General features: G+C 72.8%; 20 protein-coding genes. 1 reads left to right on the top strand and 19 read right to left on the bottom strand.

What is annotated here, in order from left to right:
• Nucleotides 1-10 precede the first annotated feature (10 nt).
• From ACIRQ7_RS24345 to fmt, 11 genes are all read right to left on the bottom strand, one after another.
• Nucleotides 11-1,483: an amino acid permease gene (locus tag ACIRQ7_RS24345; protein ID WP_404264871.1), complete on the bottom strand. Its 1,473-nt coding sequence runs from the start codon at nt 1,481-1,483 to the stop codon at nt 11-13.
• A gap of 399 nt (nt 1,484-1,882) precedes the next feature.
• Nucleotides 1,883-3,346 (bottom strand): GuaB1 family IMP dehydrogenase-related protein, encoded by a 1,464-nt coding sequence (locus ACIRQ7_RS24340; RefSeq protein ID WP_401475140.1) that lies wholly within the window; start codon nt 3,344-3,346, stop codon nt 1,883-1,885.
• A gap of 100 nt (nt 3,347-3,446) precedes the next feature.
• Nucleotides 3,447-3,890: a barstar family protein gene (locus ACIRQ7_RS24335; protein WP_404264870.1), complete on the bottom strand. Its 444-nt coding sequence runs from the start codon at nt 3,888-3,890 to the stop codon at nt 3,447-3,449.
• A complete protein-coding gene (locus tag ACIRQ7_RS24330; RefSeq protein ID WP_404264869.1) occupies nt 3,887-4,342 on the bottom strand; it encodes a ribonuclease domain-containing protein in 456 nt (151 codons plus the stop codon). Before ACIRQ7_RS24330 ends, ACIRQ7_RS24335 begins: the two co-directional genes overlap by 4 nt.
• Nucleotides 4,343-4,408: 66 nt before the next feature.
• Entirely contained in the window at nt 4,409-5,398 is a 990-nt protein-coding gene (locus ACIRQ7_RS24325; protein ID WP_401475131.1) for a sugar-binding transcriptional regulator, read from the bottom strand.
• A 218-nt stretch (nt 5,399-5,616) separates the two neighbouring features.
• The gene (gene rpe / locus ACIRQ7_RS24320; protein WP_401475128.1) at nt 5,617-6,297 is read right to left on the bottom strand and encodes a ribulose-phosphate 3-epimerase; all 681 of its coding nucleotides are present in this window, start codon (nt 6,295-6,297) and stop codon (nt 5,617-5,619) included.
• 77 nt (nt 6,298-6,374) lie between these two features.
• The gene (locus tag ACIRQ7_RS24315; RefSeq protein WP_404264868.1) at nt 6,375-7,583 is read right to left on the bottom strand and encodes an amidohydrolase; all 1,209 of its coding nucleotides are present in this window, start codon (nt 7,581-7,583) and stop codon (nt 6,375-6,377) included.
• A 2-nt stretch (nt 7,584-7,585) separates the two neighbouring features.
• The gene (locus ACIRQ7_RS24310; RefSeq protein WP_404264867.1) at nt 7,586-9,052 is read right to left on the bottom strand and encodes an MFS transporter; all 1,467 of its coding nucleotides are present in this window, start codon (nt 9,050-9,052) and stop codon (nt 7,586-7,588) included.
• Between the two features lie 342 nt (nt 9,053-9,394).
• Nucleotides 9,395-10,189: a TetR/AcrR family transcriptional regulator gene (locus ACIRQ7_RS24305; RefSeq protein ID WP_404264866.1), complete on the bottom strand. Its 795-nt coding sequence runs from the start codon at nt 10,187-10,189 to the stop codon at nt 9,395-9,397.
• 296 nt (nt 10,190-10,485) lie between these two features.
• A complete protein-coding gene (locus ACIRQ7_RS24300; protein ID WP_404264865.1) occupies nt 10,486-11,919 on the bottom strand; it encodes an RsmB/NOP family class I SAM-dependent RNA methyltransferase in 1,434 nt (477 codons plus the stop codon).
• A gap of 127 nt (nt 11,920-12,046) precedes the next feature.
• The gene (gene fmt, locus ACIRQ7_RS24295; RefSeq protein ID WP_404264864.1) at nt 12,047-12,985 is read right to left on the bottom strand and encodes a methionyl-tRNA formyltransferase; all 939 of its coding nucleotides are present in this window, start codon (nt 12,983-12,985) and stop codon (nt 12,047-12,049) included.
• A 252-nt stretch (nt 12,986-13,237) separates the two neighbouring features.
• Between fmt and ACIRQ7_RS24290 the strand changes: the two genes are divergently transcribed.
• Nucleotides 13,238-13,780 carry a hypothetical protein gene (locus ACIRQ7_RS24290; RefSeq protein ID WP_404264863.1) on the top strand — a complete coding sequence of 181 codons (543 nt, stop codon included), beginning with the start codon at nt 13,238-13,240 and terminating at the stop codon, nt 13,778-13,780.
• Between the two features lie 339 nt (nt 13,781-14,119).
• Here ACIRQ7_RS24290 and ACIRQ7_RS24285 read toward each other — a convergent pair whose 3' ends face one another.
• The 8 genes from ACIRQ7_RS24285 to ACIRQ7_RS24250 form a co-directional block, all read right to left on the bottom strand.
• Entirely contained in the window at nt 14,120-16,288 is a 2,169-nt protein-coding gene (locus ACIRQ7_RS24285) for a primosomal protein N' (protein WP_404264862.1), read from the bottom strand.
• A gap of 251 nt (nt 16,289-16,539) precedes the next feature.
• A complete protein-coding gene (gene metK / locus ACIRQ7_RS24280) occupies nt 16,540-17,748 on the bottom strand; it encodes a methionine adenosyltransferase (protein ID WP_404264861.1) in 1,209 nt (402 codons plus the stop codon).
• 242 nt (nt 17,749-17,990) lie between these two features.
• Nucleotides 17,991-19,229 carry a bifunctional phosphopantothenoylcysteine decarboxylase/phosphopantothenate--cysteine ligase CoaBC gene (gene coaBC, locus ACIRQ7_RS24275; RefSeq protein WP_404264860.1) on the bottom strand — a complete coding sequence of 413 codons (1,239 nt, stop codon included), beginning with the start codon at nt 19,227-19,229 and terminating at the stop codon, nt 17,991-17,993.
• Between the two features lie 133 nt (nt 19,230-19,362).
• A complete protein-coding gene (gene rpoZ / locus ACIRQ7_RS24270) occupies nt 19,363-19,635 on the bottom strand; it encodes a DNA-directed RNA polymerase subunit omega (RefSeq protein WP_017242218.1) in 273 nt (90 codons plus the stop codon).
• Between the two features lie 71 nt (nt 19,636-19,706).
• Complete coding sequence (gene gmk / locus ACIRQ7_RS24265) at nt 19,707-20,324, bottom strand: guanylate kinase (RefSeq protein WP_401475097.1); 618 nt, start codon at nt 20,322-20,324, stop codon at nt 19,707-19,709.
• 38 nt (nt 20,325-20,362) lie between these two features.
• Complete coding sequence (locus tag ACIRQ7_RS24260) at nt 20,363-20,686, bottom strand: integration host factor (RefSeq protein WP_018564176.1); 324 nt, start codon at nt 20,684-20,686, stop codon at nt 20,363-20,365.
• A 204-nt stretch (nt 20,687-20,890) separates the two neighbouring features.
• Complete coding sequence (gene pyrF / locus ACIRQ7_RS24255) at nt 20,891-21,739, bottom strand: orotidine-5'-phosphate decarboxylase (protein WP_404264859.1); 849 nt, start codon at nt 21,737-21,739, stop codon at nt 20,891-20,893.
• Nucleotides 21,736-22,845 carry a quinone-dependent dihydroorotate dehydrogenase gene (locus tag ACIRQ7_RS24250; protein WP_403674809.1) on the bottom strand — a complete coding sequence of 370 codons (1,110 nt, stop codon included), beginning with the start codon at nt 22,843-22,845 and terminating at the stop codon, nt 21,736-21,738. Before ACIRQ7_RS24250 ends, pyrF begins: the two co-directional genes overlap by 4 nt.
• Nucleotides 22,846-22,849: the final 4 nt, after the last annotated feature.

Genomic DNA, 22,849 nt, shown 5'->3' with positions numbered 1-22,849 from the left:
TGCGGGTGGATCACTTCTCTGCCGTGGCCATTCGGGACCGGCGCATGCCGTATCCGAAGTAGACCACAAGGCCGACGACCATCCAGACACCGAAGACCACCCAGGTCACGGCGTCGAGACTGCCCATCATGTAGAGGCACAGCACAAAGCCGATCGCCGGGAAGAGCGGGGACAGCGGGGTGCGGAACGTGCGCGGCATATCGGGCCTGGTGCGGCGCAGCACGATCACCGCGATATTGACCAGCGCGAACGCGAAGAGGGTGCCGATGCTGGTGGCGTCGGCCAGCTGGCCGAGCGGTACGGCGGCGGCGAGCACACCACAGAACAGCGAGACGATCACCGTGTTGGCGCGCGGCGCGCCACTCTTGGGGTGGACCTTGGAGAACACCTTCGGCACCAGGCCGTCGCGGGACATCGCGAAGAGGATGCGGGTCTGGCCGTAGAGCACGGTCAGCACGACGCTGGCGATGGCGACGACCGCGCCGAGGGCGAGCAGGACGGCCCAGAAGCTCTGGCCGCTGACGCTCTTCATGATCCCGGCGAGCGCGGCCTCCGAGCCCTCGAACTTCTGCCAGGGCAGTGCGCCCACGGCGATGGCCGCGACCAGGCAGTACAGCGCGGTGACGATCACCAGCGAGAGCATGATCGCGCGCGGCAGGTCGCGCTGCGGGTTCTTGGCCTCCTCGCCTGCCGTGGAGGCGGCGTCGAAGCCGATGTAGGAGAAGAACAGGGTGGCACCGGCGGCGCTGACGCCCGCCATGCCCATCGGCATGAAGGGGGTGTAGTTCCCGGCGCGTACGCCCTGCAGCGCCACCCCGCAGAACAGCAGCAGCGCGACGATCTTGACCGTCACCATGATGGTGTTGGCGCGGGCGCTCTCCTTGGCGCCGCCCAGCAGGAACACCATGGCGAGGATCACCACCAGCAGCGCCGGCAGGTTGAAGATGCCGCCGTCACCGGGCGGCTGGGAGAGCGCGTCGGGGATGGCGAAGCCGAAGGTGCCGCTGAGGAATTCGTTCAGATACTGGCCCCAGCCGACGGCGACGGCCGCGACGGAGACGCCGTACTCCAGGATCAGACACCAGCCGCAGACCCAGGCGATCAGTTCGCCCAGAGTGGCGTAGGCGTAGGAGTAGGACGAGCCGGATACCGGGATGGTGCCCGCCAGCTCCGCGTACGACAGCGCGGAGAACAGGGCGGTGATACCGGCGATCACGAACGAGATCACGACGGCGGGGCCGGCGTCCGGGACCGCCTCGCCGAGGACCACGAAGATGCCGGTGCCGAGGGTGGCACCGATGCTGATCATGGTCAGCTGCCACATGCCCATCGAGCGGCGGAGCGAGCCGCCCTGCCCCTGGCCGCCCTCGGCGACGAGCCGCTCGACCGGCTTGCGCCGCATGAGCCGGGCGCCGAGGCCGCCGGGAGAGGGCCGCCGGGGGTCGCTGTCCCCTGCGGGAGGGGCTGCGCCGTGGTCCAACACTGAGGTGGCTCCTTTATCGCTGCCGGGAAGGCGGATCGGATGACGGCGACCGGCAGCGGTCGGCATGCGGGCATGACGAGACAACCCGCAGCAGGAGACCGCCGAGCAGGCGGTCCCCGCCACTCCACGTACAGCGCTTGACCTTACGGCCCGGCGCTGACCTGCCGTAATGCAGGTTCCTTGCGCAACCACGGACGATCGTTGCGCACCGGGGCGGCGGGCGGTCGTTCGTTGCGCGCTTGACTGTCGATCGTACGGGGACCGTGGGGGCGCCCGCCTGCCGGGGGCGGCGGGCGCGGGGCGCCGCCGCCGTCGTGGAAACGCGGCCGGCCCCGCGCCGCTCGCGTACGGGACGCGAGCGGCGCGGGGCCGGTGAGCCGGTGTGCGGCGTGCTGCGGGTCAGCTCCAGCTGTCGTGCAGCGGCTTGCCCTCGGCGTAGCCTGCGGCGCTCTGCACGCCGACGACGGACTTCTCGGCGAACTCCTCCAGGGAGGCGGCGCCCGCGTAGGTGCAGGAGCTGCGGACGCCCGCGATGATCGAGTCGATCAGGTCCTCGACGCCGGGGCGGGCGGTGTCGACGAACATCCGGGAGGTGGAGATGCCCTCCTCGAAGAGTCCCTTGCGGGCCCGGTCGTAGGCCGACTCCTCGCTGGTGCGGTTGCGCACCGCACGCGCGGAGGCCATCCCGAAGCTCTCCTTGTACGGACGGCCGTCGGCGGTGTGCTGGAGGTCGCCCGGGGACTCCAGGGTGCCGGCGAACCACGAGCCGATCATGACGTTGGACGCGCCGGCGGCCAGCGCCATCGCGACGTCGCGGGGGTGGCGGACGCCGCCGTCGGCCCAGACGTGCTTGCCGAACTTCTTCGCCTCCCGCGCGCACTCCAGGACCGCGGAGAACTGCGGGCGGCCGACACCGGTCATCATCCGGGTCGTGCACATCGCGCCCGGTCCGACACCGACCTTGATGATGTCCGCGCCCGCCTCGATGAGGTCACGCACGCCCTCGGCGGCCACGATGTTGCCCGCGACGATCGGCACCTGCGGGTCCAGCGCCCGGACGGCCTTGACCGCGCTGATCATCGACTCCTGGTGGCCGTGCGCGGTGTCCACGACGAGGGTGTCCACGCCGGCGTCCAGCAGCGCCTTGGCCTTGCCGGCCACATCGCCGTTGATCCCGACGGCAGCGGCGATCCGCAGCTTCCCGTCGGCGTCGGTGGCGGGGGTGTAGAGGGTGGCGCGGAGCGCGCCCTTGCGGGTCAGGATGCCGACCAGCTTGCCGTCCGCGTCGACGGCGGGCGCCAGCTTGCGGTTGGCGGCGTCGAGGCGGTTGAAGGCCTCCCGCGGGTCGATGTCCGCGTCCAGGACCAGCAGGTCCTTGGACATGACCTCGGACACCTGGGTGAAGCGGTCCACCCCGGCCAGGTCGTGCTCGGTGACGACGCCGATCGGGCGGCCGCCCTCGACGACGATGCCGGCGTTGTGCGCGCGCTTGGGCAGCAGCGACAGCGCGTCGGCGACGGTCGCGATCGGCGACAGCACGATCGGGGTGTCCAGCACGAGATGACGGCGCTTGACCCAGGTCACGACCTCGGTGACGACGTCGATCGGGATGTCCTGCGGGATGACGACCAGGCCGCCGCGGCGGGCGACGGTCTCGGCCATCCGGCGGCCGGCGATCGCGGTCATGTTGGCGACCACCAGCGGAATGGTGGTGCCGCTGCCGTCGGGCGCGGACAGGTCCACGCCCTGGCGGGAGCCCACCGCGGAGCGTCCGGGCACCATGAAGACATCGTCGTACGTCAGGTCGTAGGGCACCGAAGAACTCTCTTCGAGGGCGCCGTTCTTCGGATTCAGGAATCGCATACAGCCAGGATACGGGCCCTGACCAGGGGTCATACGATGATCCGAGCGATGCTTGGGCCGTATGTGGGATCTGCCAAGCGGGCCTCGGGGAAGGTGCTCCCTACATCCGCTCCCGCGCCCGCCCCCGCGCCATGATCACCACGAGTCCGGTCTCCGTCCCGCGCCAGAAGCCGACCGCGTCCGCCAGTACCCCCTCGACGATGCTCCAGTCGTCCGGCTCACCGGACGCGTAGCCCTGCCAGCCCGTGACGACCAGCAGCCGGCCGCGGTCCGCGGGGCACCAGGACAGGTCGGTGAGGCAGTCGGCGAGCGCGTCCCAGTTGCGGCCGAACCAGTCCGGGAGTCCCAGCGCGCGGGAGCACCGCTCCATGAACGCGTCCTTGTCCGCGGCCCCCTCAAGATCCAGGGCGGTGGCGCTCCAGCCGGCGTCGCGCGCGGCGGCCAGCGCATCGGCCACCGGGCGGTCGGCGGGCCAGGGCAGTACGCCCGCGGGCGTACTGCCGTCGAGCACCGCAGCGAGCGGCCGGGGCACGGATCCCGTCATCGGAGCACCGCCTTGAAGGTCCGGTAGTGGTCGTCGGTGTAGTACGTCTCGTGGCCCTCGCCGGTGATGAGGCGACGGGCGCCGCGGTCCGGCGAGCCGGGGGTGCGGACCGTGTACTCGTGGTAGTAGCCGCGCGGCTGACGGGGCAGCAGCCGTTCGACGTTGCCGAAGACGGTGCCGTCCTGCCGGTAGGGGAAGGGCCCGCCGGCGTCGATCAGCCGCAGGGTCGTCCGCGCCTCGGCGGGCAGGTCGCCCGACGGGACGACCGGCATCCCCGCCGTCCGACCCGGCGCGGTGGACGGCCGGCCGGCGACGCCGGTGGCGGACGGCTGCGATCCGCCCGCGCTCCCGTTGCCGCCGCCCGTGGAACAGCCCGTCAGCACCAGCAGCAGCCCGGCGAGCAGCGCGCCGATGACGCCGGCGGCCCTGCGCGGGCCGGAGCGGATCACCATGGCGCCGATGCTGTCACAGCACCGGCCGGGCTGCGCGTCGTGGAACGGTGCGCACCGGCCGGGCGGTCACACCCCGTCAGGGTCCGCCCGGTCCAGGGCGGGACGCGGTCCGGGGCCGGTCTCCAGGAGCAGATGGTCGGCGGCGGCGGTGTCCGTCACCAGGCTCGTCACGAGACCGGAGCGGAGCACCGCGCCGATGGCGGCCGCCTTTCGCCGGCCGCCGGCGATCGCGACGACCTCGGGGATCCGGCGCAGCCGGTCCGCCTCGACGGTGATGCAGCGCTCGCCGAGGTCCCGGCCGATGCGCCGGCCGTCCGCGTCGAAGAGGTGGGCGGACATCTCGGCGGCGGCGCCGAGCGAGGCGTAGTGCTCGCGCTCCTGCTCCGAGAGCATGTCGTAGACGGTGGAGACGCCGGGCTCCCAGGAGCCGATGGAGACGCAGGCGACGGTGACCTTGTCGAAGTACTCGAAGGCGCGGGCGATGCCGGTCTGGCCGCGCAGGGCTGCGGCCGTCGCCGAGTCGGGGAGCAGCATCGGCGCGTAGATCGGGTGCGCCTCGCCGCCGGAGACGTCGGCCGCGCGGCGGACCGCCTCGACCGAGCCGCGGTCGGCGGTGCCCGCGTCGTAGACGCCGGTCAGCTGCACGACGGTGCACGGCGGGAGGCGGTGCAGCGCGGCGGCCATGTGGATGGTCGAGCGGCCCCAGGCCAGGCCCAGCACATCGCCCTCGGCGACCAGCTCGCCCAGCAGGTCGGCCGCGACCTCGCCGAGGTTCTCCGGGTCGGCGGCGTCCTCGGAAGCGTCCGCGGGGGATTCGACGACGACGGCGTGCCGCAGGCCGTAGCGGGCCCGCAGCGCGTCGGAGCGTTCGGCGTCCAGTTCGGACGGCACCCGGATCTCGATGCGTACGAGATCGCGTTCCAGTGCTGTCTCCAGCACGCGGGCGACCTTGAACCGGCTGACGCCGAATTCCTCCGCGATCTGGATCTTGGACTTGTTCTCAAGATAGAAACGGCGGGCCATGGCCGCGGCCTGCACCAGCTCGGCGGGGCCCATTCCGGACTGTGGGCGGCTGGCTACCACGAAATTCTCCCCTTTGGCGCATCTGATCGAGTCTTTGCTCATCCTTGCAGAAACCCGAGGTCGGCGGGGACCACGACCGCTCTGGACGTCGTGAACGCTCGGTTGCGGCACGGACAACCGGTGGCACGGGCCGCCCGCCGCCTCAGGCTGCCCTGCCCCGGCCGGGTCGGCAATCCCCTGGGCACGCCGCTTCAGTGCGCGCAGCCCCAGCTCGCCGCGGTCGCCGCATCCGCCTTTTCCCGCAGGTCACGGACGGCCTTGGCCGGGTCGTCGGCGCCGTACACCGCGGAGCCCGCCACGAACACGTCGGCGCCCGCCTCCGCGCACCGCTCGATGGTGGCGGCCGAGACCCCGCCGTCCACCTGGAGCCACAGCTCCAGACCGTGCCGGGAAATCAGCTCACGGGTCCGGCGGATCTTCGGGAGCATGATGTCGAGAAACGCCTGGCCGCCGAAGCCCGGCTCCACGGTCATGATCAGCAGCATGTCCAGCTCGCCGAGCAGGTCCTCGTACGGCTCGATCGGAGTGGCCGGCTTGAGGGCCATCGACGCCCGCGCGCCCTGCGCCCTGATCTCCCGTGCCAGGCGCACCGGGGCGGCCGCCGCCTCCGCGTGGAAGGTGACGGACCCGGCCCCGGCCTCGACGTACTGCGGCGCCCAGCGGTCCGGGTCCTCGATCATCAGGTGCAGATCGAGGGGGGTGTCCGTCGCCTTGCTCAGCGATTCGACGATCGGCACGCCGAGCGTGAGGTTCGGGACGAAGTGGTTGTCCATGACGTCGACATGGAGCCAGTCGGCGCCCTCGACGGCCTTCGCCTCCTCGGCGAGGCGGGCGAAGTCTGCGGACAGGATGCTGGGGTTGATCAAGGCCATACCCCCAGTATGGCGTGCCCCCTTCGGCCCGCCGAGGGGGGATCCGCGTCGGGGGCGGGGTCCCGGGCGCCGGGAGGTCAGGGGTGCGCGCCGGTGGGTTCGGCGGTGGGCCGCGGTGTACGGGCGCGCGCGCTGACGGCGGCGCGGAGCCGGTCGCGGTGGCCGGGGCCGGTGGCCAGTTCGACGCCGGTCCAGGCCATGGCCACCGCACCGTCCAGGACCGCGCGGTCGGCGCCCGCCGAGGTGCCGGCCGCGGCGAATTCGCGGGTGTGCTGGTGCGCGCCGCCGGTGTCGTAACCGATCATCGGGTGGATCGTCGGCAGCAGCTGGGAGACATTGCCCATATCGGTGGAGCCGCCGCGCTCCGGTGCCCGGCCGACGGTGCGCCCGAGGGATTCGGCGGCCTCGGCGTAGATCCCGGCGACGGTGCCGTCCTGGCGGAGCTCGGCGAAGTCGTGGCCGTGCGGCGCCATGTGCAGCGCGGCACCGGTGGCCAGCGCGCCCGCCTCGAAACAGACCGCCACCCGGCGCTGCAGGGCACGCATCGACTCCAGCGTCGCGGACCGCACTTCGTAGCGGGCCGCGGTCCGTTCGGGAATGACGTTCGGGGCCTGGCCGCCGTCGGTGATGATGCCGTGCACCCGGGCGTCCTGGGGCAGGTGCTGGCGCAGCAGGCCGATCGAGGTCTGTGCGACGGTGAGCGCGTCGAGTGCGTTGACCCCGTCCCAGGGCGCGGCGGCGGCGTGCGCGGGGCGCCCGGTGTACGTGATGTCCCACGCCCCGATGGCCATCGACGTATTGCCCACCGTGTCGGCGTTCGCGGCGTGCACCATCATCGCGACGGCCACGTCGTCGAAGAGCCCGGCGTCGATCATGTCGACCTTGCCGCCGCCGTCCTCCTCCGCGGGTGTGCCCAACAGCTTGACGGTGAGACCCAGTTCGTCGGCGACCGCGCCCAGGGCGAGGGCCGCGCCGAGCGCCGCCGTGCCGTTGACGTTGTGCCCGCAGGCGTGTCCGATGCCGGGCAGCGCGTCGTATTCCGCGCACAGGCCGATGACCAGGTCGCCGGTGCCCCGCACAGCGGTGAAGGCGGTGGGCAGCCCGGCCACCCCGCGCTCGACGGCGAAGCCCGCGCGCGCGGCGAGGTCCGCCAGCGCGGCCGCCGCACGGTGCTCCTCGTACGCCGTCTCCGGGTCGGCGTGCAACCGGTGGCTGAGGTCGAGCAGCGGACGGCGCCAGGACTCGGCGTGGTCGCGGACGGTGTGGTGGTGCCGGGTGAGCCGCACGGTCAGTGCTCCTTCGCGGGGTGGGCGGAGTGAGTGGGGGTCGCGGGCCGGGCCTCGGGGCCGGCGGGCGGGGCGGCTGTGGCCGGCCGCAGCCGCAGTGCGACGGCGGCCGCCGCCAGTCCCGCGACGGCGCACAGCGCCCAGCCGGTGGTGTAGCCGCCGAGGCCGACCCGGCCGTCGGCGGCGGTGTGCGCGCCGAGTGCCGCCCCGAGGACCGCGGCCCCCACGGCCGCCCCCAGGGACAGCACCAGTTCGTTGATCCCGGCCGCGCTCGCGGTCTCCTCCTTGGCGACGGCCTCCACGGTCAGCGTCCGGGTGACCGATTCGAAGAGGCCGAGCGCGGCGCCGATGAACAACGACGCGACCAGATACGCCGCGAGGCTGTCGTGCACGGCCACCAGTCCGCCGAATCCGATGAGCGTCGCGACCCCGGCGGCGGCCACGGTGGCCCGTTCACCACAGGCCCGCAGCAGCGCCGGCGAGAGCGCCGAGGTGAGGACGCTGGAGAGCGTCATGGGCAGCAGCGCCCAGCCGATGGCCCCCGCCCGCAGCCCGGTGCCGTACCCGACGTCGTGCGGCGAGGCGCCGAGGAAGGTCGCGTTGAAGGCGATCGATCCGATGGTGGCCGCCGCGACGCAGAACGTCACCACGCTCAGCACCGCGACCCTCGGATTGCGGAACATCCGTACGTCCACCAGCGGCCGCACGACCCGCAGTTCCAGCGCCCACCAGCCGGCCAGCCCCGCGATGCCCAGCAGCCCGCAGCCCAGCGTCGCGGCGGAGGTCCAACCCCAGGCGGCGCCCTGGGCGAGGGCGAGTACGACACCCACGAGCCCGGCCGTCAGCAGCAGGAACCCGCGCAGATCGAAGCTGCGCGCGGCGGCCGGCGGCGCCGCGGCGTCCGGCAGCAGGAACCCGGCGGCCGCTCCGAGCACCCCGGCGCCGACACCGATCCACAGACCCGACCGGGCATCGTGCGCCCCGACCGCGCCGGAGGCGATACCCGCACAGCCGACGGCCAGGAGCAGCGCGCCGACCAGCACCCCGATGCCGCGCCGGGATGCGGCGTCGCCGAGCTGGTGGCGCAGGATGCCGATCATCAGCGGCATGAATCCGACCACGCCGCCCTGCAGCAACGCGCCGATGGTGAGGAAGCCGAGCGTCGGCCGCAGCGCCATGAGCAGCGAGCCGAGCACCACCATGCCGATGGACACCCGCAGGACCCGCCGGTACCCGAAGCCGTCGCCCAGCCGTGAGAGCACGGGCGTGAGCACGGCGCAGCCGGCCATCTGGACGACGACGATCCAGTTCTGCTGGGCAGTGGTGATGCCGACCTGGGCGCCGAGCGCGGGCAGGATCGGCGGCAGGTACTGCTGGGTGGCACCACTGGCGACCTCCACGAGGGCCATGGAGGAGAGCATCGCGGTGGGACCGAGGGATCCACGCGGGGCGAGCTTTGATCTGAGCATGACAGCTCCTCGGATGGGCGGGGCTGAAGGGAGGGAGGGCGAAGAGAGCCTGGCCAGGCTCCGGGAGAAGCGAGAAGCGGGGCGGGAGCCAGAGGGAGCCGGCGGCCGCCGGGCGGGTTCGGGGAGTCGGGGTCAGGAAAGCTCGGGGTTCAGCAAAGCACCGGGGCCTGCGGCACCGGCCTCAGCGACGCATGGCGAGAGGACCGGCCAGAGACTCAGAGGCCGGAGACTCAGAGGCCGGAAGTCAGAGGTCAGAGGTCGCGGGGATCCCAGGGGCCACTGAGATCCCAGAGACCGCAGCGCCGCAGAGCCGCAGATCCGCAGATCCGCAGATCCGCAGGATCATGGCCTGTCGGCCGCACCCTCACCCGAAGGACCGGCGTCATCGAGACCGTCCCCGTGCTCGGCTCCGCCTCCGTCCCCGGCTCCGCCCCCGTCCATGCCCGCATCCCATGCCGCCGCCGGCACCCCGGCATGCGCAGCGCCCGCGCCGGATGCCTCCGTGCCCGACGGCAGCCTCGGTACGGACCCGCACAGCGCGAGGTCGACGAGCGCGTCGGCCTGCGAGGCGAGAAAGGTGTCCGCGCGGACATCGGTCCGGAACAGCACCGCCCCCGACCACATGTCGATCAGCAGATCCACATCGATATCGGCCGGGAGATCACCGCGGGCCACCCCGCGCTGCACCGCGGCCCGTGCGAACTGCCGCCGGGGTCCCAGCACTTCGGACCGGAACCGGTCAAGGACGGCAGGCTCGCCGATGGTCGCCCACAAGGCCGACATCAGCGTCCCCCGGTCGTCGCGCACATCCCGCAGGATCTGCCGGAAGAGGATGGCGAGTTCGCTCCGGGTGTCACCGAGGTCCGGCACATGGTCGACGACGGCGTGCGCGATGAGCAGGTCGCCGACCAGCGCCGCCTTGTTGGCCCACCGGTGGTAGACCGTCTTGCGGGTGACCCCGGCCCGCGCCGCGACCTTCTCGATCGTCAGCTCCAAGTACCCGAGTTCCGGGAGGAGTTCGGCCGCGGCGTCCAGCACCTTGCCGTGCACCTCAGGGTCCTTGGGGCGGCCACCGCGGGCAACGGGCCGGACGCCTTGCTCACCGGGCTCGGACCCCGGGGTACGACGTGAACTCATGCGGCACTCCGGTACGGAAGGGAGGACAGAGCGAAGCGGCCCGGCCCCGGGAAACCCGACCGGCCCGCCGACAGGCCCTCAACTTACGACCGGCCCTCCGCAGCGTCAACAGATGAACGTAAACACTCTGTACCCGATCCGCTCGGGAGCCATCTCCGCCACCCGGTCCTTACAGGCCGGTCCCGGCGATTCGACGCACCACCCCCGCCCTCAGGTTACGGAACACACTGTCCCCGAACTCGGAGCAAGCCGGGCACCCTGAGCACCCTCGACCGTGCCGAGGGCGCCGCCCTTCCTCAGGCGGTCCGCCGCAGCAGCGCCAGATACATCGCGTCCGTACCGTGCAGATGCGGCCACAGCTGGACATCGGGACCGTCGCCGAGCGCCGGCACACCCGCCATCAGCGGCCGGGCGTCGATCCACTCGACCTCCACGGCCTGGCCGCTGTGGCCCTTGATGACGTCGTCCACCACGGCGCGCGTCTCGGCCGGGTGCGGGGAGCAGGTCGCATAGCCGACGACGCCGCCGACCCGTACCGCCACCAGCGCCTGCCGGAGCAGCTCGCGCTGCAGCGGCGCGAAGCCGGCCAGGTCCTCCGGGCGGCGGCGCCAACGCGCCTCGGGCCGCCGGCGCAGCGCGCCCAGGCCGGTGCACGGCACGTCCACCAGCACCCGGTCGAAGGCCCCGGGCTGCCAGGCAGGCCGGGTGCCATCGGCGGCGATGACCGCGTACGGGCCGGGGTTGCCCTCCAGCGCACGCGCCACAAGCCGCGCACGGTGCGGCTGCTTCTCCGACGCCACCAGGGCGGCCCCGCGCCCCGCGGCGAGCGCGGCCAGCAGCGCCGCCTTTCCGCCGGGGCCCGCGCAACCGTCCAGCCAGAGGCGGTCGGGGCCTTCGACGGGCGCGTTCGCCAGCGCGATCGCGACGAGCTGGCTGCCCTCGTCCTGGACGCCGGCCCGCCCTTCGCGCACCGCGTCCAGCGCACCCGGCTCGCCGCCCTCCGCGAGCCGTACCGCGTACGGGGACCAGCGGCCGGGCAGGGCGCTGTCCTCGCCGACGGCGTCCAGCAGTTCGTCGGCCGTGGCGCGGCCGGGCCGTGCCACCAGCGTGACCTCGGGCCGCTCGTTGTCCGCCTCCAGCAGGTCCTCGATGCCGGCGCGGCCACCGCCGAGCGCGTCCCACAGCGCGGAGACAATCCAGCGCGGATGCGCGTGCACGATGCCGAGGTGGTCCTCGGGGTCCTCGTCGTACTCCGGGGCGACCCGCTCCAGCCAGCCGTCCATGTCGTGGGCGGCGATCTTCCGCAGCACCGCGTTGACGAACTTGGCCCGCCCGTCACCGAGCACCACCCGCGCCAGCTCGACACTCGCGCTGACCGCTGCGTGCGTGGGAATCCGGGTGCCCAGCAACTGGTGCGCGCCGAGCGTCAGCACGTCCAGGACCGGGGGGTCGACCTCCCGCAGCGGCCGGTCCACGCACTGCGCGATGATCGCGTCGTAGGTGCCCTGGCGGCGCAGCGTTCCGTAGACCAGCTCCGTCGCCAGCGCCGCGTCCCGGCTGTCGAAGTCGGCGTCCTCGCGCGCCTTGCGCAGCAACGGCGGCAGGACGAGGTTCGCGTAGGCGTCCCGCTCGTCCACTGCCCGCAACGCCTCGAAAGCGAGGATCCTGACCGGGTCCTTCTGCGGGCGGCGGTAGGGCTTGCTGGGGCGGCGGCGCGGCTGCTGGCTCACAGAAAAGGTGCTCCGGATACGAGATGAAGGGTCCACCCAACCCTACGCGGGCGCCCGGCCCGCCGCGCGCCCGGACGGTCGGGCCGCGGGCCCCCGGCGGGCGCGGAGCGGCGAGCCGCTCGGGCGGTCAGTCGCCGAGCCGCTCCCCGGGCTCGATCCGCACGCCGCGCGCCCAGTCGGCACCCTTCATCGGCTTCTTGCCCTGCGGCTGGACCCAGCCGAGTTCGGCGGCGTGGCTGCCGGTGCCGACGTACACCGCCTTCTTGGTGATCGCCAACTCGCCCGGCGCGAGCGCCAGTTCGGGGTGGGCGGCGGCCGAGGTCGCGGACATCAGCTTGAGGCGTTCGCCGCGGAAGACCGTCCACGCGCCGGGGGCGGGCGCACAGCCGCGGATCAAGCGGTCGACCCGCAGCGCCGGGGCGGACCAGTCCACCTTTGCGTCCTCGACCTCGATCTTGGGGGCGAGCGAAACACCGCCGGCCGGCTGCGGAACCGCCTGCAGGGTGCCGTCCTCGATGCCGTCCATCGTGGCGGACAGCAGCCCGGCACCGGCGAACGCCAGGCGGGTGAGCAGGTCACCACTGGTGTCCGTCGGACGCACCTCCTCGGTCAGCACGCCGAAGACGGGGCCGGAGTCCAGGCCCTCCTCGATCTGGAACGTCGAGGCACCGGTCATCTCGTCGCCCGCGAGCACCGCGTGCTGCACGGGCGCGGCACCACGCCATGCGGGCAGCAGCGAGAAATGCAGGTTGACCCACCCCTTGGTGGGGATGTCCAGCGCGGACTTCGGCAGCAGCGCGCCGTAGGCGACCACGGGGCAGCAGTCCGGGGCGATCTCCCGCAGCCGGGCCTGGAATTCCTCGTCCCGCGGCTTGACGGGCTTGAGGACCTCGATGCCCGCCTCCTCGGCGCGCTCGGCCACGGGGCTGGCGACGAGCCGCCGGCCGCGGCCCGCGGGAGCGTCGGGCCTGGTCACGACGGCCACGACCTCGTGCCGGTCCGAGGCGATCAGGGCATCGAGGGCGGGGACGGCGACCTCGGGGGTGCCGGCGAAGACGAGCCTCATGGGTGGCGCACAACCTCTCTCGCGCTGCGGAACGACGCACCAGTCTATGGGGCCCGGCCCGGGTCGCGCCGCGTGGCTCCAGGGGGCGTACGCAGTTGCCCGCGCCCCGCACGGAAGCTCGTACGCCCCCATACCGTGACCAGAGCCGCTGCTGTCGCGTTGGTCAAACAGCATTGACCCATGTCGGGCCGCCCAGGCGGCCCGATCGCTTGCACCACCTTCCCTTTCCACGCCGGTTCGAGAGGCTTGCTCATGGCCGACCACGCAACCCACGACGCCCAGGCACGCGCCAGCCTGCATCTCCTGGTGCGGGACATCGAGCGGGTCCGCCGGCAGGTGGACGCGCTGCGCACGCTGACCGCTCAGCTCGGCAACGTCTACCGCCCGCGGCGCACCGGCCCCTCGGCGGGCTTCGTCGTCTACGGCCGGGCGCCCGCCCCGACGGTGCGCCTCGCCCAGGAGCTGCGGGACAGCGTCGAAACGCTCGTCACGGCAGCGGTCGACTTCGACCGTTCGCTGGGCTTCTCCTGGGACGCGGTGGGCTCGGCACTCGGCGTCACCAAGCAGGCGGTGCACCGCCGTTACGGTGCCCGCCGCGCCGCCGCCCAGCCCGCCGCCGAGGGCGCCGAGCCGGCGGTCCGCTCGCCCGAGGCCCCCGCGCCGCGCCCGGTGACCGTCGCCGGCCTGCCCGCCACGCCGTCCCTCCCCGCCGCGCGTTCCCTGCCCGCACAGCCGTCCGCCGCCACGCGCGACGACGCACGACCGGGCGCCTTCCCCGGCCCCCGCAACGGCTGACGCCGACCCGCGCCGCAGAAGCCGCCCGGCCACCACACCGGAGCAGCTCACCGGACGAGGGCAGCCCGTCCCCTCGGGCAACGCAAGGACGCACAGCCGGCCAACGCCCCGGGACCGCCCACAGACTTCGGTCCCGGGGCGGCGCCATGTCCGGAGGACACACGGCCGCACGGCAAGAGGCGGCGAGAAGCCAGGGACGTCGCCTCGGCTTCTGACGGGCCTGATCCGCCGAGCCTGCTCGGGTGCGAAACCGGGACCGTGAACGCGCCCCTCGCCCCGGCCCGGCACGTACCGATCCCGCTCCGCCGCCGGACCGGCCCCGCCCCGCGCCCCTCCGCATCACCCGAGGTCGGGCGGATCGATCCGCACCCGGACCGGCTCGCCCTCCCGCTTCACCAGCCGGGCCGCGCGGGCGGCCTTGAGGGCGGCGGCGAGCGCCGCTCCCTGCCCCGGGCGGACCCGGACGAGGGCACGCTGCCACTCGTCCTCCGGCCGGCGGTCGCCGCCCCCGGAAGCCGGCGGCGGATCGCCCGGCCTCCGCGGACGCCCCGGATCGGGAACGGGCACCGGGACCGGCCCCAACACCTCGGCTCCCGCCGGGAGTTCGGCCGCCTTGAGCAGTTCGACGACGTCCTCGAAACGGCCGGCCACCGAGGCCATCCGGGACACCGGGGGGAAGCCCAGCTCGGCGCGCTCGGAGAGCTCACGGACGGCGTGGCCGACCGGATCCCAGCGCACCAGCGCCTGCACCGGCCGCAGAGTGGCCTCCGCGATCACCGCGACCGTGCCGCCCGCCGCCTGCCCCCGGACGAGCGCGGCGGCGCCCAGCCAGCGGCGCAGCGCCTCCTCACCGGCCCGCAGATCGGGGCGCCCCAGCAGCGCCCAGCCGTCCAGCAGCAACGCGGCGGCGTACCCCTCGCCCTCCGCCACCGGCTCGGCGCCGGGCGTACTCACCACGAGTGCGGGGGCATCGGGCACCGACGTCAGAATGTGGTCGCGCCCCGAGGTACGCACCGGCACGGCCGGGAACGCCCGGCCCAGCTCCTCCGCGGTCCTCCGGGCGCCCACGATCTGGGCGCGCAGCCGGGCCCCGCCGCACTCCTGGCAGTGCCAGTCCGGCTCCTCGCGTCCGCACCACGCGCAGGCCAGCTCGCCCGCGCCCTGCGACTCCAGCGGGCCGGCGCAGGCCCGGCAGCGGGCGGGCGCCCGGCAGCGCTCGCAGGCCAGCCGGGGCGCATAGCCGCGCCGCGGCACCTGGACCAGCACCGGGCCCGTCTTCAGCCCCTCCCGCACCACCTGCCACGCCATCGTCGGCAACCGGGCGGCCCGCGCCGCGGCATCCCGCGCCTCGTCGCCGTCACCGACCGTACGCACCATGGGCGCCGCTGCCCGCACCTGCTCGCGCTCGGCGGCCAGCGGACGCGCCCAGCCCGTCTCGACCAGCTGCGCCGCCTCGACCGTGCAGCCGATCCCGCCGAGCAGGAAACCCGCCCGTTCGTTGACCGCACGCTGGATCAGCACCTCTCTGGCGTGCGGCTGCGGGGCATGCGGATCGCTGTGGCTGGCGTCGCCGTCGTCCCACAGCGCGACCAGCCCCGGATCGGCGACCGGCGCGAACATCGCCGCACGGGTCCCGATCACGGCGCGCACCGCTCCCCGGCTCACCGCCAGCCAGCGCCGATACCGCTCCTCCGGCCCGGCATCGGCGGTCAGCAGCACATGCCGCCCCTCCCCGATCAGCTCGCCGAGCGCCGCGTCCACCCGCGCCGCGGCCCGCCCGTCCGGCACCACCACCAGCGCGCCACGGCCCCCGGCGAGCGCGGTGGCGGCGGCCCGCGCCAGCTCCTGCGGCCAGGTCGCACCCGGCAGCGCCGTCCACACCGCACGCGGCGCGTCCCCGCGCGCCAGCGCGGCCAGAAACCCGGGCCCGGCCGGATACCGCTCCCAACTCCCCGCCTCCGGAAGCGCATTGGGCGGGAGCGGAGCGGGCGACGCCTTGCCCTCCGCGCGCGCCCGGCGCGGCGGCACCGCCAGCTGCACCACATCGGCGAGCGTCCCCGCATAGCGATCGGCGACCGACCGGCACAACGCCAGCAGCTCGGGCGTCAGCACCCGCTCCGGCGAGAGCACCTGCGCGATCGGCGCGAGCACCCCGCGATAGTCGCTCTCCGCGACCCGCTCGACGATGAACCCGCTGACCAGCTTGCCGCCCTCGCGCCGGCCCCCCTTCTCCCCCGCCCCGAACCGCACCCGCACCCGCACGCCGGGCTGCGCCTCGGCATCCATGGCGGCGGGCACCGCATAGTCGAAATACCGGTCGAGGTGCACCAGCCCCTTGTCCACCAGCACCCGCGCCACCGGCAGCCCGGCCGCCAGCTCCGCCCCGCGCCACGTCCGCGGCTTCGCCCGCTCCGCCTTGGTCTCACGCACGGTCTCCCGGATGAGGGCCAGTTGCTCGCCCGCACCCGACTCCGCCCCCGCCTCCGGTCGCCCGTTCTCCCTGCTCACAGCATCAGTCTTAGCAGACGCCACCGACAACGCCCGGCCCCGCTCGGGACCGGGACCGCCGGCGGGAACGACGCACCGCGAACCAGGACGGAGGCGGCCCCGGAGCCACCGACCCGACCAGGGCCGTCTCGACACACCGGGCGATCTCCGCTTCCGTTCGGCAAGAGGAAACGGAAAACGCACGGCCCCGGACCGCAACCCGGTCCGGGGCCGTGCGTTTATGCCGTGTGGCGAGCCGAAGGCTTGAGGGCTTAGAGACCCGCGGCCTTCTTCAGTGCCTCGACCCGGTCCGTGCGCTCCCAGGTGAAGTCCTCCAGCTCGCGGCCGAAGTGGCCGTAAGCGGCGGTCTGGGCGTAGATCGGGCGGAGCAGGTCGAGGTCGCGGATGATCGCGGCCGGGCGGAGGTCGAAGACCTCGCCGATGGCCTGCTCGATCTTGTCCGTGTCGACCGTGGCCGTGCCGAAGGTCTCGACGAAGAGGCCGACGGGCTCGGCCTTGCCGATGGCGTAGGCGACCTGGACCTCGCAGCGGGCCGCGAGGCCTGCCGCGACGACGTTCTTGGCGACCCAGCGCATGGCGTACGCGGCCGAACGGTCGACCTTGGACGGGTCCTTGCCGGAGAAGGCACCGCCGCCGTGGCGGGCCATGCCGCCGTACGTGTCGATGATGATCTTGCGGCCGGTCAGGCCGGCGTCGCCCATCGGGCCGCCGATCTCGAAGCGGCCGGTCGGGTTGACGAGCAGGCGGTAGCCGTCGGTGTCCAGCTTGATGCCGTCCTCGACGAGCTCCTTGAGGACGTGCTCGACGACGAACTCGCGGATGTCGGGCGACAGCAGCGAGTCCAGGTCGATGTCGCTCGCGTGCTGCGAGGAGACGACGACCGTGTCGAGACGGACGGCCTTGTGGCCGTCGTACTCGATGGTGACCTGGGTCTTGCCGTCGGGGCGCAGGTACGGGATGGTCCCGTTCTTGCGGACGTCGGACAGACGCTTGGAGAGGCGGTGCGCGAGGTTGATCGGGAGCGGCATCAGCTCCGGGGTCTCGTCGCAGGCGTAGCCGAACATCAGGCCCTGGTCGCCCGCGCCCTGCTTGTCCAGCTCGTCCTCATCGCCCTCGACCCGCTTCTCGTACGCGGTGTCGACGCCCTGGGCGATATCCGGGGACTGCGCGCCGATGGAGACGGAGACGCCACAGGAAGCGCCGTCGAAGCCCTTCTTGGACGAGTCGTAGCCGATGTCGAGGATCTTGTTGCGGACAAGATTCGGGATGTCGGCGTACGCCTTCGTCGTCACCTCGCCGGCCACATGCACCAGGCCGGTGGTGATCAACGTCTCCACGGCGACCCGGGAAGTCGGGTCTTCCTTGAGGAGAGCGTCGAGAATCGTGTCGCTGATCTGGTCAGCGATCTTGTCGGGGTGGCCCTCGGTGACGGACTCCGAGGTGAACAGGCGGCGGGACACATCGCTCCCTGGGGTTGCAGCGGCTGCTGGCTGATCATTGGCGGAAGGGGCTCGAGAGCTGCGCTCGGCCCTTTCCTCGGCCAGTTTATCGGTCGTGTGTGACATGCGGGCACGCAGTCTCGATTTGTGGACCCCCCGTGACCTGGGACACCACGACCCACGGGTAGGACGATCACCTTACGAGCCTGTCGGGTCAAGGGGGCACGCCGGGTTCGGTGGGGTCGGTGGGACGGATCGAGGGGTCAGGATCCGGCCACGCCGAGACGGGGCGCCACGAGGTCCCACACCGTGTCGGCCAGGGCTTCCTTGGGGCCGTAGGGCACCGGGGTCTCCGTGCCGTCCGCCCCGAGGATCACCGCTTCGTTCTCGGCCGAGCCGAAGGCCTTGTGGTCACCGACCTCATTGACGACCAGCAGGTCACAGCCCTTGCGGACGAGCTTGGCGCGCCCGTTGGCGAGCACGTCGTCAGTCTCGGCGGCGAATCCGACCACGAGCTGGCCGGGGCGGGCGCGATCGGCGGAAATCTCGGCGAGGATGTCCGGATTACGGACCAGGGTGACTGGTTCCGGCTCCTGCCCGTCCTTCTTCTTGATCTTCCCGGTGGCATAGACGGCCGGGCGGAAGTCGGCAACGGCGGCCGCCATGACCACCGCGTCGGCGTCCGTGGCGGCCTTGAGGACGGCCTCGCGCAACTGCACGGCGGTGCCGATGCGGACGACGTCCACCCCGGCCGGATCCGGCAGCTCCGTATTGCCGGCGACCAGGGTGACGCGGGCACCGCGGGCCGCGGCGGTCCGGGCGAGGGCGTAGCCCTGCTTTCCGGAGGAACGGTTGCCCAGGTAACGGACCGGGTCGAGGGGCTCCCGGGTGCCGCCCGCGCTGATCAGCACATGGCGGCCGGCGAGGTCCGACGTCGCGGCCTCGGAGCCGCGGGCCAGCACCCGGCGGCAGAGTTCGAAGATCTCGACGGGGTCGGGGAAGCGGCCCTTGCCGGTGTCGACGCCGGTCAGCCGGCCCACGGAGGGTTCGATGACGATCGCGCCGCGGCGGCGCAGGGTGGCGACGTTCTCCTGGGTTGCCGGGTTCTCCCACATCTCGGTGTGCATGGCCGGCGCGAAGACCACCGGACAGCGAGCCGTGAGCAGGGTGTTGGTCAGCAGGTCGTCGGCGAGGCCGTGGGCGGCCTTCGCCAGCATGTCGGCGGTGGCGGGAGCGACGACGACGAGCTCGGCGGCCTGGCCGATGCGGACGTGCGGCACCTCGTGGACGGATTCCCAGACCTCGGTGGAGGCGGGGTTGCCGGAGAGCGCCGACCAGGTGGCCTCGCCGATGAAGTGCAGCGACGCGGCGGTCGGTACGACGCGTACGTCGTGCCCGGACTCGGTGAGCCGCCGCAGCAGCTCGCACGCCTTGTACGCGGCGATTCCGCCGCTGACCCCCAGGACGACCTTGGGCTTGTCCCGCCGCTCCCGCTTGTCCATCGCTTCGCCGCTCCCCGAGCCTCGGTCCGTTAGGTATGTCCCCATGACACACCAAGGGCCCGGCAGATGCTCCCCCCAGTCAGATGCTGGAAGGTGCCCCCGGCCGGGCCCTCGGTGGCGGAATGCCGTGCTGCTACTGAGCCGGGCCCTCGATGGCCTCGGAGGTCAGCAGGCCTGCGTTGATCTCGCGGAGCGCGATCGACAGCGGCTTCTCGTGGACGTGCGTGTCCACGAGCGGGCCGACGTACTCAAGCAGGCCCTCACCGAGCTGGGAGTAGTACGCGTTGATCTGACGCGCGCGCTTGGCGGCGTAGATCACGAGGCTGTACTTCGAGTCGGTGGCCTCGAGAAGCTCATCAATCGGAGGATTGATGATGCCCTCGGGTGCGGTCATGGAAGAGGACACTCTCTGCCTTCCGAAGGGGTATGAAGCCGGGGGTGGAGCGGAAAATCTTTGGCGGTCCGGGGGCCGCGGGGTCAGCCGCTGGTGTTCTGGTCCCCAGGTCGACGCAGCATCAAGGCTAGCAGCTCACGGCTGACGTCCTCGACGGAGGTGTTGACGAGGGTCACATCGAACTCGGTCTCCGCGGCCAGCTCGACCTTGGCGGCCGTCAGACGGCGCTCGATGACCTCGGGGGCCTCGGTGCCCCGCCCGGTGAGCCGGCGGACGAGTTCGTCCCAGCTCGGCGGGGCCAGGAAGATCAGATGGGCCTCCGCCATGGACTCCCGGACCTGGCGGGCACCCTGCAGGTCGATCTCCAGCAGGACGGGCTCCCCGGCCTCCAGGCGGTCCAGGACCGCCTGCCGCGGGGTGCCGTAGCGGTTGCCCGCGAACTCGGCCCACTCCAGCAGCTCGCCATTGGCGACGAGCTTGTCGAACTCCTCGTCGTCGACGAAGAAGTACTGGACACCGTGCCGCTCCCCCGGGCGCGGCTTGCGGGTGGTGGCCGAGACCGAGAGCCAGACCTCGGGATGAACTTTGCGCAGATGCGCGACGACCGTGCTCTTGCCGACCCCCGAGGGGCCGGAGAGCACGGTCAGTCGCGGACGGGCGTCCGGGGGCACGGGGGTGGTCCCCCGGGATGTTGCAGCCATACGGCGATTATTCCAGCTTCCCGGCAGTGCCGGGAAACTCAGGCAGCGGGGCTGCCGAACTCGCGCTCCAGCGACGCGATCTGATTGGAGCCAAGACCCCGTACGCGGCGGCTCTCGGAGATCCCGAGTCGCTCCATGATCTGCTTGGCGCGGACCTTGCCCACGCCGGGCAGGGACTCCAGGAGGGCGGAGACCTTCATCTTGCCGATGACGTCGTTCTCCTGGCCCTGCTTGATGACCTCATGGAGGGATGCACCGGAGTGCTTGAGCCGATTCTTGACCTCGGCGCGCTCCCGGCGAGCCGCGGCGGCCTTCTCGAGCGCGGCTGCGCGCTGTTCAGGGGTAAGGGGCGGAAGAGCCACGCCTACGTCACCTCGGATGTCGAACTGTCGGATACGGACCGGTGTGGAACCTAGTCGCCCCGCACCTGCGGAGCAACGAGCAACGCCCTTACGTGCGGTGCTCTCGACGGAGACTAGCGGCCGAGGGCGCCGGAGTCAGCGAGAACAGACGAAAAGTCCTGGTCAGACTCTGCTGACCAGGACAATTCGGGACCAAAGTCCCCCCTATTCGACCGCTGCTCGCACTTCATCGGCGAAACGGACCGCCGCCGCGCGCAGCGCCGCGGTGTCCGGACCGTGCCGCAGCACTCCGCGGCTGACGCTCGGCACGACATTGCGCACCGCGTCGCCGAAGACGCCGGGGAGGTCGGCGGGGGTGGCGCCCTGCGCGCCGATGCCGGGGGCCAGCAGCGGACCGTTGATCCCCAGATCGAACGCGGAGAGATCACCGAGGGTGGCGCCGACGACCGCGCCGACGGACCCGAGCGGCTCGGCACCGGCGTTCTCGGCCGCGAGGTGGCCGAGCATCGTCGCCGCGACGGTGCTGCCGTCGGCGCGCAGGGCGCGCTGGACCTCGGCGCCCTCCGGGTTGGACGTCAGCGCGAGCACGAAGACACCGGCGCCGCTGACACGGGCCGCCTCCAGGGCCGGACGCAGCGAGCCGTAGCCCAGATACGGCGAGACGGTCACCGCGTCGGAGAAGAGCGGCGAGTCCTTGTCCAGGTAGGTGGCGGCGTACGCGCCCATGGTGGAGCCGATGTCGCCGCGCTTGGCGTCCATCAGGACCAGGGCCCCGCGCTCGCGGGCCTCCTCGACGGCGGTCTCCAGGACGGCGATGCCGCGGGAGCCGAAGCGCTCGAAGAAGGCGGACTGCGGCTTGAGGACGGCGACGCGGTCGGCGAGCGCCTCCACGACGGTGCGGGTGAACCGCGCCAGGCCCGCGACGTCGTCGTTCAGGCCCCAGTCGGCGAGCAGCGAGGCGTGCGGGTCGATGCCGACGCAGAGCGGGCCCCGCTCGTCCATCGCGCGGCGCAGGCGGGCGCCGAAGGGCTCCTGGGCGGTCTCCCGGGTCATGCCGTCACCTTCTTGTGCTCGGCGCCGACGGCGTCGGCGAGGGTGGCGTACGGGCTGTTGCGCAGGCGCGCGGCCAGGCCCTTGTGGATGCCGCGGCACCAGAGGGGGCCTTCGTAGATGAAGGCGCTGTAGCCCTGAACGAGGGTGGCGCCGGCGAGGATGCGCTGCCAGGCGTCCTCGGCGGTGGTGATGCCGCCGACACCGACGAGGGTGATCCGGTCGCCCACGCGCGCGTAGAGGCGGCGCAGGACCTCCAGGGAGCGCTCCTTGACGGGCGCGCCGGACAGGCCGCCGGTCTCGGAGGTCAGGGCCGGGTCGGACCGCAGGCCGAGGCTGTCGCGGGCGATGGTGGTGTTGGTGGCGATGATGCCGTCCAGGCCGAGTTCGACGGCGAGGTCGGCGACGGCGTCGATGTCCGCGTCGGCGAGGTCCGGGGCGATCTTGACCAGCAGCGGGACCCGGCGGTCGGTGACCGTGCGGTCGGCGGCCTCGCGGACGGCGGTGAGCAGCGGCCGGAGGTGTTCGACGGCCTGGAGGTTGCGCAGCCCCGGGGTGTTCGGCGAGGAGACGTTGACGACGAGGTAGTCGGCGTGGCCGGCGAGGCGCTCGGTGGAGGTGACGTAGTCGGCGGTCGCCTCGTCCTCGGGGACGATCTTGGTCTTGCCGATGTTGACGCCGACGGTGGTCGAAAAGACCGGGTTCCGGGCGGCCAGGCGGGCCGCCACGGACGCGGAACCGTCGTTGTTGAACCCCATGCGGTTGATCAGCGCGCGGTCCGGCACGAGCCGGAACAGGCGCTTCTTGGGGTTGCCCGGCTGCGCCTGGGCGGTGACGGTGCCGATCTCGACGTGGTCGAAGCCGAGCATCGTCATGCCGTCGATGGCGACGGCGTTCTTGTCGAAGCCGGCGGCCAGGCCGAAGGGGCCGTGCATCCGGCGCCCGAGGGCCTCGGTGCGCAGCTCGGTGAAGCGGGGCGCGAGGGCGGCCGCGAGGAAGGTGCGGAGCACCGGGACGCGGGCCGCCCGGCGGATCCAGCCGAAGGCGAGGTGGTGGGCCTGCTCGGGGTCCATGCGCTTGAAGATCAGGTGGAAGAAGAGGCGGTACATCGTG

It is taken from the genome of Streptomyces sp. NPDC101393 (assembly GCF_044767385.1).
Lineage (GTDB): Bacteria > Actinomycetota > Actinomycetes > Streptomycetales > Streptomycetaceae > Streptomyces.
The sequence above is the reverse complement of the archived record's forward strand: the minus strand, read 5'-3'. Positions and strand labels throughout refer to the sequence as shown.

Coding starts and splice junctions, on each gene's coding strand:
- ACIRQ7_RS24290 (WP_404264863.1), top strand. CDS start 13,238: ATGGCCGACCACGCAACCCACGACGCCCAGGCACGCGCCAGCCTGCAT.
- coaBC (WP_404264860.1), bottom strand. CDS start 19,229: ATGGACAAGCGGGAGCGGCGGGACAAGCCCAAGGTCGTCCTGGGGGTC.
- ACIRQ7_RS24330 (WP_404264869.1), bottom strand. CDS start 4,342: ATGGTGATCCGCTCCGGCCCGCGCAGGGCCGCCGGCGTCATCGGCGCG.
- ACIRQ7_RS24305 (WP_404264866.1), bottom strand. CDS start 10,189: ATGAGTTCACGTCGTACCCCGGGGTCCGAGCCCGGTGAGCAAGGCGTC.
- ACIRQ7_RS24325 (WP_401475131.1), bottom strand. CDS start 5,398: ATGGGCCCCGCCGAGCTGGTGCAGGCCGCGGCCATGGCCCGCCGTTTC.
- ACIRQ7_RS24310 (WP_404264867.1), bottom strand. CDS start 9,052: ATGCTCAGATCAAAGCTCGCCCCGCGTGGATCCCTCGGTCCCACCGCG.
- pyrF (WP_404264859.1), bottom strand. CDS start 21,739: ATGACCCGGGAGACCGCCCAGGAGCCCTTCGGCGCCCGCCTGCGCCGC.
- ACIRQ7_RS24335 (WP_404264870.1), bottom strand. CDS start 3,890: ATGACGGGATCCGTGCCCCGGCCGCTCGCTGCGGTGCTCGACGGCAGT.
- rpe (WP_401475128.1), bottom strand. CDS start 6,297: ATGGCCTTGATCAACCCCAGCATCCTGTCCGCAGACTTCGCCCGCCTC.
- fmt (WP_404264864.1), bottom strand. CDS start 12,985: ATGAGGCTCGTCTTCGCCGGCACCCCCGAGGTCGCCGTCCCCGCCCTC.
- gmk (WP_401475097.1), bottom strand. CDS start 20,324: ATGGCTGCAACATCCCGGGGGACCACCCCCGTGCCCCCGGACGCCCGT.
- ACIRQ7_RS24250 (WP_403674809.1), bottom strand. CDS start 22,845: ATGTACCGCCTCTTCTTCCACCTGATCTTCAAGCGCATGGACCCCGAG.
- ACIRQ7_RS24340 (WP_401475140.1), bottom strand. CDS start 3,346: ATGCGATTCCTGAATCCGAAGAACGGCGCCCTCGAAGAGAGTTCTTCG.